The organism is Amycolatopsis sp. NBC_01286 (assembly GCF_035982555.1).
In the GTDB taxonomy this organism is placed as follows: Bacteria; Actinomycetota; Actinomycetes; order Mycobacteriales; family Pseudonocardiaceae; genus Amycolatopsis.
Window position 1 is genome coordinate 3,278,276 of sequence record NZ_CP108428.1, and the last position, 14,457, is coordinate 3,292,732.

The following is a 14,457-nucleotide window of genomic DNA, read 5'->3' on the forward strand; positions in this document are numbered from 1 at the left end:
ACACCGTGCGTGCCCGGTCCAACTGTAGTAGTGACGAACCGTCGTGTCAGCAGGTCCGTGACGTCGGCAACCCGCTAGGGGTCTGCTCTCAGCCGTTCGCGGGAAGGAGGGGTTCGACTTTCGTCGAAACGTCGTTGGCGAGTCGACAGGCCTCGTCGGTGCCGGCTGTCTGCAGGGTGATCAAGACCGTGGCCCGCGAGTTCGGCTTCACCTCCATGGAGACGTCACAGGAACCCGTGCCTCCGAGGGCGTCACGCTCCTGCACCGCGGCCCGGCCGTTGACATCCCCGGTCACCGCCTTGCTCGGGTCGGTGATGGTCTGGTTGATCGTCTGACCGGGCTGGAGGGCGAGACCGACTACGCCGTAGTCGGTCTTCTTCGTGTCGCAGTTGTGGGCCGCGTCGGCATCACTCCGCTTCGCCGCCGCGTAACCCTGGCCTGCCAGAACCTGGTCGAGGAGCTTGCACGGGTCGCTGTCCCCGAACGGGTTGTCAGCGGTCGTGCCGCTGGGGCCGGTCGTGGGTGCGCTGCTCGTCGGCGTGTCCGCGGCTTGAGGGGTGCCCCCCACCTTGCTGTCGCAGGCGCTCACCACGAGGGTGAGCAGGACCAGGCTGGTGAGGGCGGCTCGACGTCCGAAGCTCGATCGGGTCACGACCTGAACACTACGGGTAGGCCGCTCGGCCGCGCGAGGACGCGGGTCAGCGGCCCGTGGTCTCCGCGATTCGCTCGTGCAGCCACGCCCTCAGGTGACCGCCGTCCGAGGGGACGAACCGCAGGCGGGTCTCGTCGCCCGGCAAGGGCTCGGTGAACGTCAAGTACCGGCCGCCGTCCGAATCGAGGAACGTGACCGTTCCCGCGGGGCGCAGGGCGGACTGGCCGTGGCGGGTGGACAGCTCGAACGTGCCGTGGCGGTGTGGGGGCCACGTCGCGAACGGGGCCAGTGCGTCACGGTCCCGCGTGCTCGGTGCCTGGCCCGTGCGCTGGGTGATCGTCACCGGCGGCAGGGGGACCGGGCCGTACCTGGGGAGGATGCCGATCAGGGCGTCTACCAGGTGGTCCGGGCGGATCTGGACGAAGTTGACGCCGCCGGTGACCAGTTCCGAGTAGACGCCCAGGCCGTGGCCGACCGTTGCTCGGTACAGGACCTGCCTGCCGCCCGCTATCTCCGCCGCTCGGACGATGATCAGGATCTCCGGCTGGGTCCACGACCGCAGCGTCTGCTCGACCTCGATGTCCAGCTTGTCCGGCCCCGCCAGTCCACGAGCGCGAAGGGCGTCCCACGAGGCCGCCGCCAGACGGGCGTTTTCCTCGAGGGTGTGGCCGGCACTGCGGATCTCGAACGGGTGCCAGTTCGCCGGGAGACCGGTTCGCCGGACCGCGACGTCGACCTCGTTCAGCCCCAGGGCGAATTCCTCCGGCACGATGCCGAGCGTAGCGGAACCGCCACCGGGCGCTCAGATGTCCAGCTGCCGCACGCCCGTCTCGCGCTGCGCGACGCCCGTCACCTGACCCGCCGTCGCGCGCCCCCGCAGCCGGACTATCTCGTGCGGCTGCAGCCCCACCGCCACGCCGAACGCCTCGACGTCCGCGAAACCGCCCTGACGCCGGCGCAGCTCCAGCGCCTGGCTCACCCGTTCCGGCGTCATCCCCGGCAAGCGAGCCAGGTCTGACGGAGTCGCCGCGTTGACGTCCACGAGCGGCACCGACAGCGGAGCAGAAACCGGAGCAGAGACCACAGCAGGCGGTGGCGCCAGAACCGGCGCGTCGACCGGCACGTACGTCTCGACGATGTCGTTCTGCCGCACCTCGCGCGTTGCCAGCCCCAGGGTGAACACGCCCGTCCCGGCCGCCGTGCGCATCGCGACGCCGCCCCTCGCCACCGACAGGATCCGCAGGTCGGTCGCGATGACCGTGCTGCGCTCGTTGAACGTCGTGCCCACCGGGCGCAGCAGCCGCGCCCGCGTGCCGACCGTCAGCAGGTTGTTCGTCCGCGCCTCCGGCACCTCGACCGCGGCCACGACCGAGCCGGTGCCCAGATCGCTGACGCCGTGGACGTGCGCGGTGCCTTCACGACGTTCCAGGTAGTCGTGAGACGGCTCTTCGTACGCGGTCAGCGCGTCGCCGGCCATCGGCGGGACGTCGCACTGGAAGCCCAGCAGCACCGTGCCCACCTGGCCGGCCGGCAGCTCCGGCAGTGGCCCGGCCAGGCCGAACAGGCCCAGCACCCGCATCGGCTGGCCGACGGGACGCCCACCGCGGAACAGCCCGGTCAACGCGCCGAACCGCAGCACGCCACGGTCCGGGCGCACCTGCACGTGGAAGCCCGTCAGCTGGTCGTACGCCGGCGCGAGCACCGCGGCGACGCTCGCGTGGCGGCTGGTGTCCGGCCCGATCGTGTCGTCGGTGTACAGCTCCAGGGCGTCGCCGGGTCCGAGGTCGGTGCGTCCGACGGCGACGAAGACGTCCTTCAGAAACCCCGCGTCGGTCACCGGCTCGACGTCGCTGGAGAAGAACTTCTTCCGCACCATGATCCCGAGGCGCAGGTTGTCCGCGAGGATCCGGTCGGCCCGCTTCAGCCGCGCGCGGGCGCCGCGGACCGCCCGGCCCGCGCTCACCTGGCCGCCGGGCAGCTCGCCGAGGCCGGGCAGGGCGACGCTGGCGTTGAGCGCCTTGCCGAACTCGATCAGCCCGACCCTGACCTCGGTCACGACGTGGCGGCCAGCGTGACGCTGATCGACTGGTCGGCGTTGGTCCGCTCGGACTCGACGCGCATGCCCGACCGCGCCGCGCGCTCCTTCAGCCGCGTGAGCACCGCGCGCTGCACCTCGGCGCCGTACGCCTCGTCGACGGACAGCACGAGCCGCTCGGCCTCGGCGGGCGTCAGACCGGGGCCGTCGACGTGTGCCACCTGGACGCCGTCCGGGCCGTAGCCGAACGCGATCCGCCGCCCCTCCCACGCACCGGCGACGGTGGTGCCGTCGTCGGTGACCTGGGCGCGCAGCCCGGACAGCGCGCGGGCGAGCAGGTCGCGGTGCCGCATCCGGGTCCGCACGACGACGACGCCGGGCTGCGCCTGCGCGTGCGCGGCGACGGTGGCGGCGTTGAGCTGGGCCAGCGCTTCGCTGCGCAGCTTGAGCGTGACGCTCATCGGTGATCCCCTTCGAGCAGCGCTTCGAGTACTTCGGTGGTGGCGAACCCGTTCAGTTCCACGGATCCGTCGGTGCCGATCCGCAGTTCGAGCCGGTTCGGCGTGGTGAAGATCGACTCGTCGTAGCGGTCGGTCAGGAAGTGGAACCGCTGGTTCACCGAGCCGACCCACGGCCGTGACGTTTCCGGCCGGTCGGCCAGATAAGGCCCGTCCACCAGCAGGTCCGTCGCCTCGAGCAGCTTCGACGGTGGCAGGTCTTCCAGCACACGCCCGGTGAACGTCATCACCGAAAGCCCCGCCGCGCGGACGGCGGAAGCGAACGCGCCCAAGGGTTCCGGCTGGTCGAACGGCTCGCCGCCGAGCAGCGTGACGCCTTCGATGCCCTCGACCGCCAAGACGCGCGAAACCACCTCCTGCCAAGGCAAGAGCGTGCCGCCGCGGGTCGTCCACGTCTGCGGGTTGAAGCAGCCGGGGCAGCGCACCGAGCAGCCCTGCGTCCACACCGCGCACCGCAGGCCGGGCCCTTCGGCGGCGGTGACGTCGACGATCCGGTGCAGGTTCAGGAGTTCCATTGTGTCTGCTGCTGAGAAGCGGTGTTCTCCGCCTGGGCGGACGTGCGCCGGTAGTCCTCGGTGAACTCCGACGTCTCCGTCTCCGCGCCGAGCAGGTCCTCCAGCAGCGGGATGTAGTCGAGGCACTTCGAGCCGGTCACGCCGTGCGTTTCGGCGCTGATCGAGCCGTCCTTGGCGATGGTCACGGTCACCCGGTGCGTCATACGTCGATCGCCCTTCCCCTCGCCGGCTCCGGTCGTGGCGCCGCCGGTTCCGGCACCGCGGCGGTGTGATCGGCGTCGTTGTCCGTGGCGGCCACCGCGCGGGTCTCCGCCCACTGCCGGATGGCCAGGATCTCGTCGGCCTGCGTGACCGACAGCGGCACGGTGGACTTCACCGCCCGCACCAGGTCGTCCCGGCGCAGCGGGCGCTTCTCGGCGAACGCGTCGACGAGCCCGGACAGCACGGCCTGCTCGATCTCCGCGCCGCTGTAGCCCGCGCTGACGTCGGCGAGCTCGGCGTACAACGCGTCGTCCACCTTCAGCTCACTGCGCACGAAGTCGTCGGTGACGCGCTTGTTCAGGTGGATCCGCCAGATCGCGGTGCGCTCCGGCGTCGAGGGCAGGTCGACGAAGAAGATCTCGTCGAACCGGCCCTTGCGCAGGAACTCCGGGGGCAGCGAGTCGACCTGGTTCGCCGTCGCCATCACGAACACCGGCGCCGTCTTCTCCTGCATCCAGGACAGGAACGTGCCGAACACGCGCCGCGCGGTGCCGCCGTCGCCACCGCCGCCCGCGCCGGCGAGGCCCTTCTCGATCTCGTCGACCCACAGCACGCAGGGCGCGATGCCCTCGGCGGTGCGGATGACCGTGCGCATGTTCTTTTCGCTGGAGCCGACCAGGCCGGCGAAGACCCGGCCCAGGTCCAGGCGCAGCAGCGGCAGCCGCCACATGTTCGCGACGCACACCGCGGACAGGCTCTTGCCGCAGCCGGGCACGCCGGACAGCAGCAGCCCCTTCGGCGCGGCCAGGTTGTACGCGGCCGCGGCGGGCGTCCAGGTGCCGGTGCGCTTGGTCAGCCAGCGCTTGAGCCGGTCGAGGCCGCCGACGGCGTCGAAGCCCGTGTCGGCCGGGACGATGTCGAGCATCCCGGACCGGCGCACGGCCTGGCGTTTCTCGGCGAGGATCAGCTCGAGGTCGCTGGGGTCAAGGCCGCCGCCCTCGACCAGCGCCCTGGCGAACGCGTTCTCGGCTTCCGGCAGCGTCAGCCCGCGCGCGGCGGCGACGATCATGTCGCGGTCGTCCCGGTCGATGCTGATCCGGACGTGCTGGCGGTGCGCGGCGACCATGCCGTCGAGCAGCTCGCCGATCTGCTGCCGGTCGGGCAGCGGGAACTCGACGACCGTGGCGTCGTGCTCCAGCTCGGGCGGCACGGGCAGCGACGGCGACACGAGGATCAGGCTCAGCGGCACCGGCCGGGTCTTGAACGCGGCCGCCAGCTCGCGCAACCGCCGTACGACCTCGGGGTCGGGCCGGTGCCCGCCCTCGGAAACCAGCGACGGGTGCAGGTCGGCGAAGACGAACACGGCGGGCTCACCCCAGCCGTAGACGCGCTCGAGCGCGGCGGACGCCGTGCGCGTGTCGGCGATCGGCGGCCCGCCCGCCGGGGCCAGCCCGGTGGTCGACGACCAGACGTACACCCGCCGCGGCGTGCGCAGCCGGGCGCTGTCCTCCGCGACCGCGCGGATCTCCCGGACCACCCGCTGCTCTTCGTGCGTTTCGACGACCAGCAGCGGGTAGCGCGCCTGCAGCAGCTGGGTCAGCTCGTCGCGAAACCCCTGGCCGGTCATCGATCGCCCCCTCGATTCGGGTCCGGATGCTACCAGCGGCCCGGGCCCGGAGCGGATCATCCGCCGAATCCGTCTACTGTGGACTCACTTGCCGAGCCACGTGCTGCCGAGGTCGGTGTGCGCCGGGTCCATGTCGATCGACGCGGGGTCGTCCGGCAGCCGCGTGTACAGCCGGATCGCCAGGCCGTCCGGGGTGCGCAGGTCGACGAGGTGACCGGCGAAGCCGGCCAGGACGGGCGAGTGCGCCACGCCGGCGGCGTCGAAGTGCCGGACCCAGTCCTCGAGCGCGGCGCGGTCGGCCACGGCGAACGTGACCGGGTCGTACCCCGCGGTCGCCGCGGCCGCCTCCGGCCACTGCCGGAGTTCGACGGGGACGTCGAGACCCGGCAGCCGCACGATCACCCCGAACAGGACGCCGTCGTGGTCGCGGTGGTCGAAGCCCGGCAGGCGTTCCGCGCCCAGCGCGGTGCGGAACCAGGCGAGCGTCGCGGCCAGGTCGGCCGCCGGAAACTTCAGGTGGTGGACGCCGGTGAGGGTCGGGCTCATGTCTTCGAGCGTAGGAGGCGACGGCGTTGGCGCACTGAGCTGGGGTTTCCTAGACTGCGGTCGCAGTCACCGCAGACTTCAGGAGGCACCATGCCTGACGCGCCCGCCCGGCCGAGCTACGCCTCGGGGATCTCCGAGGTCCCGCTGCTCGGGGACACCATCGGCGACAACTTCGATCGGACGGTGGCGGCGCACGGCGACCGGGACGCCCTGGTCGACCGGTTCGCCGGCCGCCGGTGGACCTACCGCGAGCTGGCCGCCGAGGTGAACGCGCTGGCGCTGGGCCTGGTGGCGCAGGGCATCGGCAAGGGCGACCGGGTCGGCATCTGGTCGCCGAACCGGGCCGAGTGGACGTTCCTGCAGTACGCGACGGCCAAGATCGGCGCGATCCTGGTCAACATCAACCCGGCCTACCGGTCGCACGAGCTGGAGTACGTGCTCAACCAGGCCGGGATCCGGCTGCTGGTGGCGTCCGACAAGTTCAAGACGTCCGACTACCCCGCGATGGTCGAGGAAGTGCGCGAGAAGTGCGCGCAGCTGGAGCACGTCGTGCTGCTCGGCGGCGAGAGCTGGCAGGCGCTGGTGGACGCCGGCCGGCGGGACGACCCGGCCGCGCTGGCCGAAAAGCAGGCCGCGCTCTCGGCCGACGACCCGATCAACATCCAGTACACGTCGGGCACGACCGGCTTCCCGAAGGGCGCGACCCTCAGCCACCACAACATCCTCAACAACGGCTACTTCGTCGGCGAGCTCTGCAACTACACCGAACAGGACAAAGTCTGCATCCCGGTGCCCTTCTACCACTGCTTCGGCATGGTGATGGGCAACCTGGCCTGCACCAGCCACGGCGCCTGCATGGTCATCCCGGCGCCGGCGTTCGACCCGAAGGCGACGCTCGAAGCCGTCGCCGCCGAGCAGTGCACGTCGCTCTACGGCGTGCCGACGATGTTCATCGCCGAGCTGAACCACCCGGACTTCGCGAGCTTCGACCTGTCGTCGCTGCGCACCGGCATCATGGCGGGCTCGCCGTGCCCGGTCGAGGTGATGAAGCAGGTCATCGACCGGATGGGGATGGCCGAGGTGTCCATTTGTTACGGCATGACCGAGACGTCCCCGGTGTCGACGCAGACGCGTTCGGACGACTCGGTCGAGCGCCGGGTCTCGACGGTCGGGCGGGTCGGGCCGCACCTGGAGAGCAAGGTCGTCGACCCGGAGACCGGCCTGACCGTGCCGCGCGGCGTGCCGGGTGAGCTGTGCACGCGCGGGTATTCGGTGATGCTCGGGTACTGGGAGCAGCCGGACAAGACGGCCGAAGCGATCGACGCGGCCCGCTGGATGCACACCGGCGACCTGGCGGTCATGGACGACGACGGCTACGTCAACATCACCGGCCGCATCAAGGACATGGTCATCCGCGGCGGCGAGAACCTGTACCCGCGCGAGATCGAGGAGTTCCTCTACACGCACCCGGACATCCTCGACGCGCAGGTCATCGGCGTCCCGGACGAGAAGTACGGCGAAGAGCTGATGGCGTGGGTCCAGATGCGCGAAGGCGCTTCGCCGTTGACCTCCGAGAAGGTGCGTGAGTTCTGCGAAGGCAAGCTCGCGCGCTACAAGATCCCGCGGTACGTGCACCTCGTCGAGGAGTTCCCGATGACGGTGACGGGCAAGGTCCGCAAGGTCGAGATGCGCGAGAAGTCGATCACGTTGCTGGGCCTGGAAGCCGCGGCGGCCGCGAAGCACGCCTAAACCGAGCGGGACGCTCGGGCGTTGCCCCTTCGCAAGTGTCGCGAAGGGAGGTCGACATGGTGGAGATCCTGTACTGGGACTGGTGAGCTGAAACGCCGTGAAGGGCACCTTCAGGGACAAATAAGCCCTGAAGGTGCCCTTCACGGCACTCGCGTCAGGAAACCGCGGCCGCCGCCTCGGCGATCGCCTTCTCGTCTTCCTCGCCGAACGTGTCTTCCAGCTGTTCCGGCGAGTAGTCCAGGTCGATCTGCTCCACCGGCATCCCGCGCGCCGACTCGATCGCGCCCAGCCGTCGCTGCGCGCGGTCCGCCGCGTACTGGATGATCTCCTCCGGGTCGTTGTCGAACGGCACTTCTTCGAACTGGTCCTGCACCCACTGGATCATGTCGAGCGCGTGGGGGAGCAGCTCGCCCATCCGCTGCTGCACCGCGTCCCACAGCGAGTCGTCCGCGGCCACGTGGCGGCGACAGGTGAACGTGCCCCACGCCATGTGCCGGCGTTCGTCGTCGCCGATGCGGCGGACCAGTTCCTGCATGCCCGGCAGGATGTTCTGCTGGGTGCAGATCAGCTGCCACGAGTAGTACCCCGTCAGCGCGAGGCTGCCCTCGATGACGTGGTTGTACGTCACGCTCGCCCGGATCTGGTTGAGCGGGCTGGGATCGTCCTCCAGTGCCCGCAACGACTGCGGCAGCTCTTCGTAGAACAGCTTGCGGTAGTGCGGGTTTTCGGCGACGTACGGGTGCAGGTCCTCGGTCAGCCCGACGGCGTCCATCCACCGCCGGAACACTTCCGTGTGCTTGGCTTCCTCGAAGCAGAACTGCGTCAGGTACATCTCGTCACCGAATCGGCCGGTCGCCGACATCGCCCGCATGAACGGCTGGATGTCCTCGGTGACGGCTTCCTCGCCCGCGATGAACTGTGCGACCAGGTACGTCGTGCTTCGTTGCTGTTCGGGGTTGAGCGTGTCCCAGCCTTCGCGTTCGCGGCTGAAGTCGAGGTCCGCCGGGTTCCAGAACTTCTTGTTGCCCTTGACGAACAGCCGCAGCGGGAACGAGTCCCAGTTCAGGCCGCCCTTGCGCAGTGAGGAGAAGCCGGTCCGCAACTCCGGGAGCGTGTCGGTCATCGTGTCACTCCATTGTGGACGATCAGGGGACGAAGTGCCGGATGGCGGGTGCCATGACGGCGGTGACGGCGTCGGCCGCCTCCGTCGCCGTGTGTGTGGGGAGTACGAGGTGCGACAGTGAAAGCCGCACGACGGTCTCCGCGAGCAGGGCGGCGGACTCGGCCGACAGCCCCGGCTCCAGTTCGAAGTAGTGCTCGGCCGCCAGTTCGGCGGCCGCGGTCAGGATCGGCTCGCCCTTGGTGGTCAGCAGGGGCAGCAGGTCTTCGCCGGCTTCGGTGCCGAGCGCCGCCGCGACCAGCCGGTTCTCCCGCGCGTGCTCGATCGTGTAGACGACGCCGCGGTGGATGCCGGCCAGCAGGCCGTCCGCCGTCTCGAACCGCTGCCGGATCCCGTCGAGGAACTCCGCCGCGGTGCGCAGCGCCACCGCCTGGGCCAGCGCCGCCTTGTTGCCGAACTCGTTGTAGACGGTCTGCCTGCTCACCCCGGCCCGGGCCGCGACGTCGGCCATCCGCAGCGCCGCGTAACCCCGGTCCGGCAGCAGGTCCCCGGCCGCGTCGAGCAGCGCTTCGCGGAGGGACGCCTTGGTCCGGTCAGTGAAGCTGGTCACACTCTAACCTTGACACAGATCGCTTCGCTGTCAAGACGCTGTACATGATCAGTCAGCGTGTAAATCTGTCGGTGCTGCCAGTTACGGTGCAGGTGTGGGTATCACGGTGGGCTTCGACCTCGACATGACACTGATCGACGCGCGGCCGGGCATGGCCGCGGCGATGAACGCGCTCGGCGTCGAATCCGGCCTGCCGCTGGACGGCGCGGCGTTCGCGGCCAACCTCGGCCCGCCGCTCGACGACGTCCTGCGCGGCTTCGAGGCGCCCGAGGAACGCATCCCGGGCCTGATCGACCGGTTCCGCGCGCTGTACCCGGACACGGTCGTGCCGAGCACGGTCGCGCTGCCGGGCGCGGCCGAGTCGCTGCGCGCGGTCCGGGCCGCGGGCGGGCGCACGCTCGTCGTCACCGGCAAGTACGCGCCCAACGCGCAGCTGCACGTGGACGCGCTCGGCCTGGACGTCGACGAGGTCGTCGGCGAGCTGTGGTCGACGCGGAAGGCCGAGGCGCTGCTGGCGCACGACGCGCGCGTGTATGTCGGAGATCACGCCGGCGACGTCCGGGGCGCGCTCGCCGCCGGGGCGATCCCGGTCGGCGTCACGACGGGTCCGTGCGACCGCGCCCTGCTGCTGCGAGAGGGCGCCGAAGTGGTGTTCGACTCGCTGACGGAGTTCCCCGAGTGGTTCGAACGGACCTTCGCCGGGAGCGTGGTGCCCTGACGCCTATTTCTTGGCGCGCGCTTCGCGGACCAGCGCGATCAAGCCCAGCAGCAGGCCCAGCGGCGTGATGATCCCGGCGGCGGCCGACAGCCACACCGGCAGGTTCTCCAGGCCGGCGGCGAACATGATGAACACCGCCAGCACGGCGAGCATGCCGAGGCCGAAGAGGCCGATGCCGATCCGCATGAGGAACGGTTTACCGGGGGCGGCCACGGCGGCCTCCTTTGTCGCGGTCGTCATGGAGCAAAGGGTATCCGCCGTTACCGACTTCTCCCCAGGGCATGTGGCGAGATACCCTTTCAGGAGCGCGCCCTGGGTACGCCCACTGGGCGCGTTCGTCGTGAGCGGGACAGCAGAAGGACTGGTGAGGGAAGTGCCGACCGGCAAGGTCAAGTGGTACGACGTGGAGAAGGGCTTCGGCTTCGTCACGCAGGATGACGGTGGCGCCGACGTCTACATCCGCAAGGCCGCGCTGCCGCAGGGCATCGAGGGGCTCAAGGCCGGACAGCGGCTCGAGTTCGGCGTCGCCGACGGCCGTCGCGGGCCGCAGGCGCTCTCCGTCCGGCTGCTCGACCCGCCGCCGTCCGTCGCCGAGGCCCGTCGCCGCCCGGCCGAAGAGCTGCATGGCCTCATCGAGGACATGATCAAGCTGATCGAGCTGAAGGTGCAGCCGGACCTGCGGCGCAACCGCTACCCGGACAAGAAGAACACCAAGCAGATCGGCGAGATCATGCGCGCCGTCGCCCGGGACCTGGATCCCTGAGCCGGCGTCACGCCTGCGGCTGGTCGAGCCGCAGGCCCCAGACGTCGCTGGGCAGCAGGCCCGACTCGCCGGTGTCCGCGCGCAGCACGGCCGTGTACCGCTGGACGTCGACCGCCGAAATGCGGTCGGCGGGCGTCGGCGGCGTGACCGTGTACGCGTAGCGGTCCAGCGAGGTGAACGGGATCGGGTCGCTCTGCTTGAACTCGCCCTGCGGGGTCACGTACTCGTAGACGATCTGCCACGGCGCGTCCGCGACCTCGCCGGGCACCGAGACCTGCACCGGCTTGCCCGGCCGGATGCGGAGCGTCTGCGTCTGGCCCTTCGCGCTGCACGGCTGCGCGAGCTGCTGCGAGTAGTCGCACGTCAGCACCGGCGTGGTGTTGATGGTGTGGCCGTCGGCGTAGAAGGTGACCTCGGCCGGGCCGGGCGCCGAGCAGCCGGCCACCGCGAACCCACCGGCCGCAAGCAGGGCCACCACCCGGGAACGTCGCATGTGCCGGAGCCTACCGGCGGGCCCGTGGGTCCCCGGGCAGGCCCTGGGCCGGGAAGCTGCCGGTCGGCTCGGGGCGCAGCGGGCGGTCGCCACCGAGGCCCGGCACGAGCGAACCGCCGCGGCGCACCAGGTAGGTCTGGGTCAGGCCGACGGCCAGGACGACCGTGATCACCAGGAAGCCGATCCAGTACGTCGGCGGCAGCAGCAGGCCGGCGCCGCCACCGAGGCACCACGCCAGCTGCAGCACGGTCTCCGAGCGGCCGAACGCCGACGCGCGCGACTCTTCGGGCAGGTCCTCCTGGATCACGGCGTCGAGGCTGATCTTCGCCAGCGCGCTGGCCGTCGCGCCGACCAGGCCGACGATCGCCGCCGTCGCCAAGCCGGGCAGCACGGTCGCCACCAGCGCGGCCAGCACGCAGCTCGCCACGCACGCGACGATCACCTGGTCCGGCGAACCGAAGCTCAGCCGCGAGCCCAGCGCGTTGCCGAGGAACCCGCCGGCCCCGGCCGCGACGCCGATCACGCCCAGCAGCAGCAGCTGCATGAACGGGGTGTGCCCGGTGCCCTCGGTCTGGGCCTTCACCGCGAACGCGGCGAACATCATCAGGAAGCCGGTGAGCACGCGCACCGAGCCGTTGCCCCACAGCGCGACGACGATGTGGCGGCCCAGCGGCTGACGTCGTTTCTTCTCGGTCGGGTGCGCCGAAAGCGACGTCGGGACCTCGCCCTCGGTCGCTTCGACCCAAGCCGGGATCCGCATCGACTGCACGGCCGCGGCGACGCAGATCAGCGCCGTGAACCACAGCGCGCCCGCCGAGCCGGTGATGGCGTTGATGCCGCTGGCCAGCGCGCCGAACGTGCCCGCGGCGATCAGGCCGAACGTGGTCAGCCGGGCGTTCGTCTTGGACAGCGTGATCTCGGACGGCAGCACCCGGGGCGTCACCGCGGCCTTGAGCACGGTGAACGACTTCGAGAGCACCATCATCCCGAGCGCGGCCGGGTAGAGCAGCCAGTCGTCGAAGTGCAGCGCCATCACGACGGCCATCAGGCCCTGGCCGACCGACGACGCGCACATCGCCAGCCGACGGCCGCGCTGCACCTTGTCGAGCGCGGGCCCGATCACCGGCGCGACCAGCGCGAACGGCGCGATCGTGATGAGCAGGTAGAGCGCCACCTTGCCCTTGCTCTCGCCGCTGGTCGCGGCGAAGAACAGGGTGTTGGCCAGCGCGATCGCCATCGCCGCGTCGCTGGCGTAGTTCAGCATCACGGCGTAGGTCAGCGAGGTGAGGCCGGACTTCTCGGCGCCGTCGGCCTTCGTCGCGCGCTGGAAGGCGCCGACGGCCTGGCCGGTCAGCTGCCGCCCGCGCATCGCCGCCACGCGCGTGACGGTGATCTTCTTCGGCAGCTTCGGCGTGCCGCCGGGAGTGCGCGGCTCTTCCCGGGGCGCCGGTTCGGGCTCGGGCGGGCGCGGCTCACCCGCGTAACCGCCGGTGTCGTAGTGCTCGTACTCACCGCTGCCGGGGTGGTATTCACCCTGGTAGAAGCCGCCCGGCGGGGCCGGCTCGCGGCGGACCTGCTCGGTGCGGTTCGGGTCGTGGGCGGGGTACGGCCGGGCGCCACGCGGCGGCGGTGGCCGGTGCCCCGTCGGTGCGGCGGCGGTCGGGGCCTCGTTCGCGTCCGGGACGCGGGGTGCCTGGTCGTAGTACCCACCCGGCGGCTCGCGCCGGGGCGGCGCCTGGCGGGGTGGCTCTTGCCGGGGCGGCTGGGGTCGTTCCGCGTACGGGGGATCGACGCGGGCCGGGTTCGCCGGCGGCGCCGCGGGGCGGTCGACGCGGGTCGGGTTCGCGGGCGGTGCCGCGGCGCGGTCGACCCGGGTGGGGTTGGCGGGCGGGGCGGCCGGGCGGTCGACGCGCGTCGGCGCGGCCTCCCGCCAGGAGCGGGCCTGGGCCGCGCCCGGTTCCGGCGTCCAGCGTCGCTTGCTCTTCCGGCCGCGCTGACCCGACCGGCCGGTGCGTGCGCCGTCGGAGCCGGAACGGGAGCCGAAGAGTGCCACGCCTCAATCCTGCCTTACCCGGGGCCGGTTCCGCCTGCTCATCCGTGCTTCGGCGGGACGAACCTCACCCGGAACGTGACCGGCCACTGCTTGCCGGCCAGCAGGAACTCGTCGGTCCCCGGGACGGCGGCGATCCCGTTGAGCACGGCTTCCGGGTCGGTCACCTTCGCCTGCGCACGCAGCTGACCTGCGTCGATCGTCGCGGTGACGTGCCCGGTGGCGGCGTCGATCCGCAGGATGGTGTCGGTGTGCCAAACGTTTGCGTAGACGTCGTCGCCGACGCACTCGAGTTCGTTGAGCTGGTCGCGGCCGACGTCGACACTGCCGGTCACGGCGAAGGTCTTCGGGTCGCGGAAGGTCAGCCACGACGAGCCGTTGCTCATCACCAGCCGGCCGCTGTCCTGGTGGCACAGCCCCCAGCCCTCACCCTGGAACGGCACCCGCCGCAGCTCGGCGAGGGTCTTCGTGTCGCGTTCGATCGCGAAGCCGTCCTGCCAGGTGAGCTGCCAGAGCGTCGGACCGAGGATCGTGACGCCCTCGCCGAACAGGGGCGACGGCAGCGTGGCGCGTTGGCCGGGCGGTCCGCCGGCGGGTCCGGCGGTCAGCTGCGACTGGCCGGCGAGACCGGTGCTTTCGTAGAGCGTGCCGCCCGCGAACTCGAGGCCTTCGGTGAACGCGGCGGGGTCGTGCGGCAGCATCGAGACCACCTGGACCGTGAGTTGTTCCGGGCCGGACGGCGTGGCGGGAGTGCCCGCGCAGCCGCCGAGCGCGGCGGCCAGCAGCAGCGTGGTGAGGATCGGCGTGCGCACGTAGAACAGCCTGGCACGGGCGCCGCGGGTGCGTGCGGCACAATTGGC

17 protein-coding genes are annotated in these 14,457 nt (G+C 71.2%); 3 read left to right on the plus strand and 14 right to left on the minus strand.

Features of this window, described 5'->3' with window-relative positions; translation table 11 throughout:
• Positions 1–88: 88 nt before the first annotated feature.
• The 8 genes from OG570_RS15950 to OG570_RS15985 all read right to left on the minus strand — a co-directional run bounded on the left by OG570_RS15950 (position 89) and on the right by OG570_RS15985 (position 6,094).
• On the minus strand, positions 89–652 hold the full coding sequence (locus tag OG570_RS15950; RefSeq protein WP_326957284.1) for a DUF3558 family protein: 564 nt from the start codon (positions 650–652) through the stop codon (positions 89–91).
• Positions 653–698: 46 nt separating this feature from the next.
• Positions 699–1,421 carry an ESX secretion-associated protein EspG gene (locus OG570_RS15955; protein WP_326957285.1) on the minus strand — a complete coding sequence of 241 codons (723 nt, stop codon included), beginning with the start codon at positions 1,419–1,421 and terminating at the stop codon, positions 699–701.
• 33 nt (positions 1,422–1,454) lie between these two features.
• A complete protein-coding gene (locus OG570_RS15960; RefSeq protein ID WP_326957287.1) occupies positions 1,455–2,708 on the minus strand; it encodes a ComEA family DNA-binding protein in 1,254 nt (417 codons plus the stop codon).
• Positions 2,705–3,148, minus strand: a complete 444-nt coding sequence (locus OG570_RS15965) for a hypothetical protein (protein ID WP_326944701.1) — start codon at positions 3,146–3,148, stop codon at positions 2,705–2,707. The genes OG570_RS15960 and OG570_RS15965 overlap by 4 nt, the downstream gene beginning before the upstream one ends.
• Positions 3,145–3,720: a 4Fe-4S single cluster domain-containing protein gene (locus tag OG570_RS15970; protein WP_326957289.1), complete on the minus strand. Its 576-nt coding sequence runs from the start codon at positions 3,718–3,720 to the stop codon at positions 3,145–3,147. The genes OG570_RS15965 and OG570_RS15970 overlap by 4 nt, the downstream gene beginning before the upstream one ends.
• A complete protein-coding gene (locus tag OG570_RS15975; RefSeq protein WP_247058476.1) occupies positions 3,708–3,911 on the minus strand; it encodes a DUF2997 domain-containing protein in 204 nt (67 codons plus the stop codon). Before OG570_RS15975 ends, OG570_RS15970 begins: the two co-directional genes overlap by 13 nt.
• 8 nt (positions 3,912–3,919) lie before the next feature.
• On the minus strand, positions 3,920–5,548 hold the full coding sequence (locus OG570_RS15980) for an AAA family ATPase (protein ID WP_326957291.1): 1,629 nt from the start codon (positions 5,546–5,548) through the stop codon (positions 3,920–3,922).
• 84 nt (positions 5,549–5,632) lie between these two features.
• On the minus strand, positions 5,633–6,094 hold the full coding sequence (locus OG570_RS15985; RefSeq protein ID WP_326957293.1) for a VOC family protein: 462 nt from the start codon (positions 6,092–6,094) through the stop codon (positions 5,633–5,635).
• Between the two features lie 90 nt (positions 6,095–6,184).
• Here OG570_RS15985 and OG570_RS15990 point away from each other — a divergent pair, with 90 nt between their 5' ends.
• A complete protein-coding gene (locus OG570_RS15990) occupies positions 6,185–7,843 on the plus strand; it encodes an AMP-binding protein (RefSeq protein WP_326957295.1) in 1,659 nt (552 codons plus the stop codon).
• A 154-nt stretch (positions 7,844–7,997) separates the two neighbouring features.
• Here OG570_RS15990 and OG570_RS15995 read toward each other — a convergent pair whose 3' ends face one another.
• Both OG570_RS15995 and OG570_RS16000 read right to left on the minus strand, forming a co-directional pair.
• Positions 7,998–8,966 (minus strand): R2-like ligand-binding oxidase, encoded by a 969-nt coding sequence (locus tag OG570_RS15995; RefSeq protein ID WP_247058467.1) that lies wholly within the window; start codon positions 8,964–8,966, stop codon positions 7,998–8,000.
• Between the two features lie 22 nt (positions 8,967–8,988).
• Positions 8,989–9,573, minus strand: a complete 585-nt coding sequence (locus tag OG570_RS16000; protein WP_326957297.1) for a TetR/AcrR family transcriptional regulator — start codon at positions 9,571–9,573, stop codon at positions 8,989–8,991.
• 94 nt (positions 9,574–9,667) lie between these two features.
• Here OG570_RS16000 and OG570_RS16005 point away from each other — a divergent pair, with 94 nt between their 5' ends.
• On the plus strand, positions 9,668–10,291 hold the full coding sequence (locus OG570_RS16005) for an HAD family hydrolase (RefSeq protein ID WP_326957300.1): 624 nt from the start codon (positions 9,668–9,670) through the stop codon (positions 10,289–10,291).
• Positions 10,292–10,294: 3 nt separating this feature from the next.
• Here OG570_RS16005 and OG570_RS16010 read toward each other — a convergent pair whose 3' ends face one another.
• Complete coding sequence (locus OG570_RS16010; protein ID WP_247058461.1) at positions 10,295–10,531, minus strand: hypothetical protein; 237 nt, start codon at positions 10,529–10,531, stop codon at positions 10,295–10,297.
• 133 nt (positions 10,532–10,664) lie between these two features.
• Between OG570_RS16010 and OG570_RS16015 the strand changes: the two genes are divergently transcribed.
• The gene (locus OG570_RS16015) at positions 10,665–11,054 is read left to right on the plus strand and encodes a cold-shock protein (RefSeq protein WP_326951683.1); all 390 of its coding nucleotides are present in this window, start codon (positions 10,665–10,667) and stop codon (positions 11,052–11,054) included.
• A gap of 7 nt (positions 11,055–11,061) precedes the next feature.
• Here OG570_RS16015 and OG570_RS16020 read toward each other — a convergent pair whose 3' ends face one another.
• Genes OG570_RS16020 through OG570_RS16030 form a run of 3 tightly spaced genes read right to left on the minus strand, consistent with a single transcriptional unit; the run spans position 11,062 to position 14,409 of the window.
• Positions 11,062–11,547 carry a DUF2771 family protein gene (locus OG570_RS16020; RefSeq protein WP_326957302.1) on the minus strand — a complete coding sequence of 162 codons (486 nt, stop codon included), beginning with the start codon at positions 11,545–11,547 and terminating at the stop codon, positions 11,062–11,064.
• A gap of 10 nt (positions 11,548–11,557) precedes the next feature.
• Positions 11,558–13,600 (minus strand): MFS transporter, encoded by a 2,043-nt coding sequence (locus OG570_RS16025; protein ID WP_326957305.1) that lies wholly within the window; start codon positions 13,598–13,600, stop codon positions 11,558–11,560.
• A gap of 38 nt (positions 13,601–13,638) precedes the next feature.
• Positions 13,639–14,409, minus strand: a complete 771-nt coding sequence (locus OG570_RS16030; RefSeq protein ID WP_326957307.1) for a glutaminyl-peptide cyclotransferase — start codon at positions 14,407–14,409, stop codon at positions 13,639–13,641.
• Between the last annotated feature and the right edge of the window lie 48 nt (positions 14,410–14,457).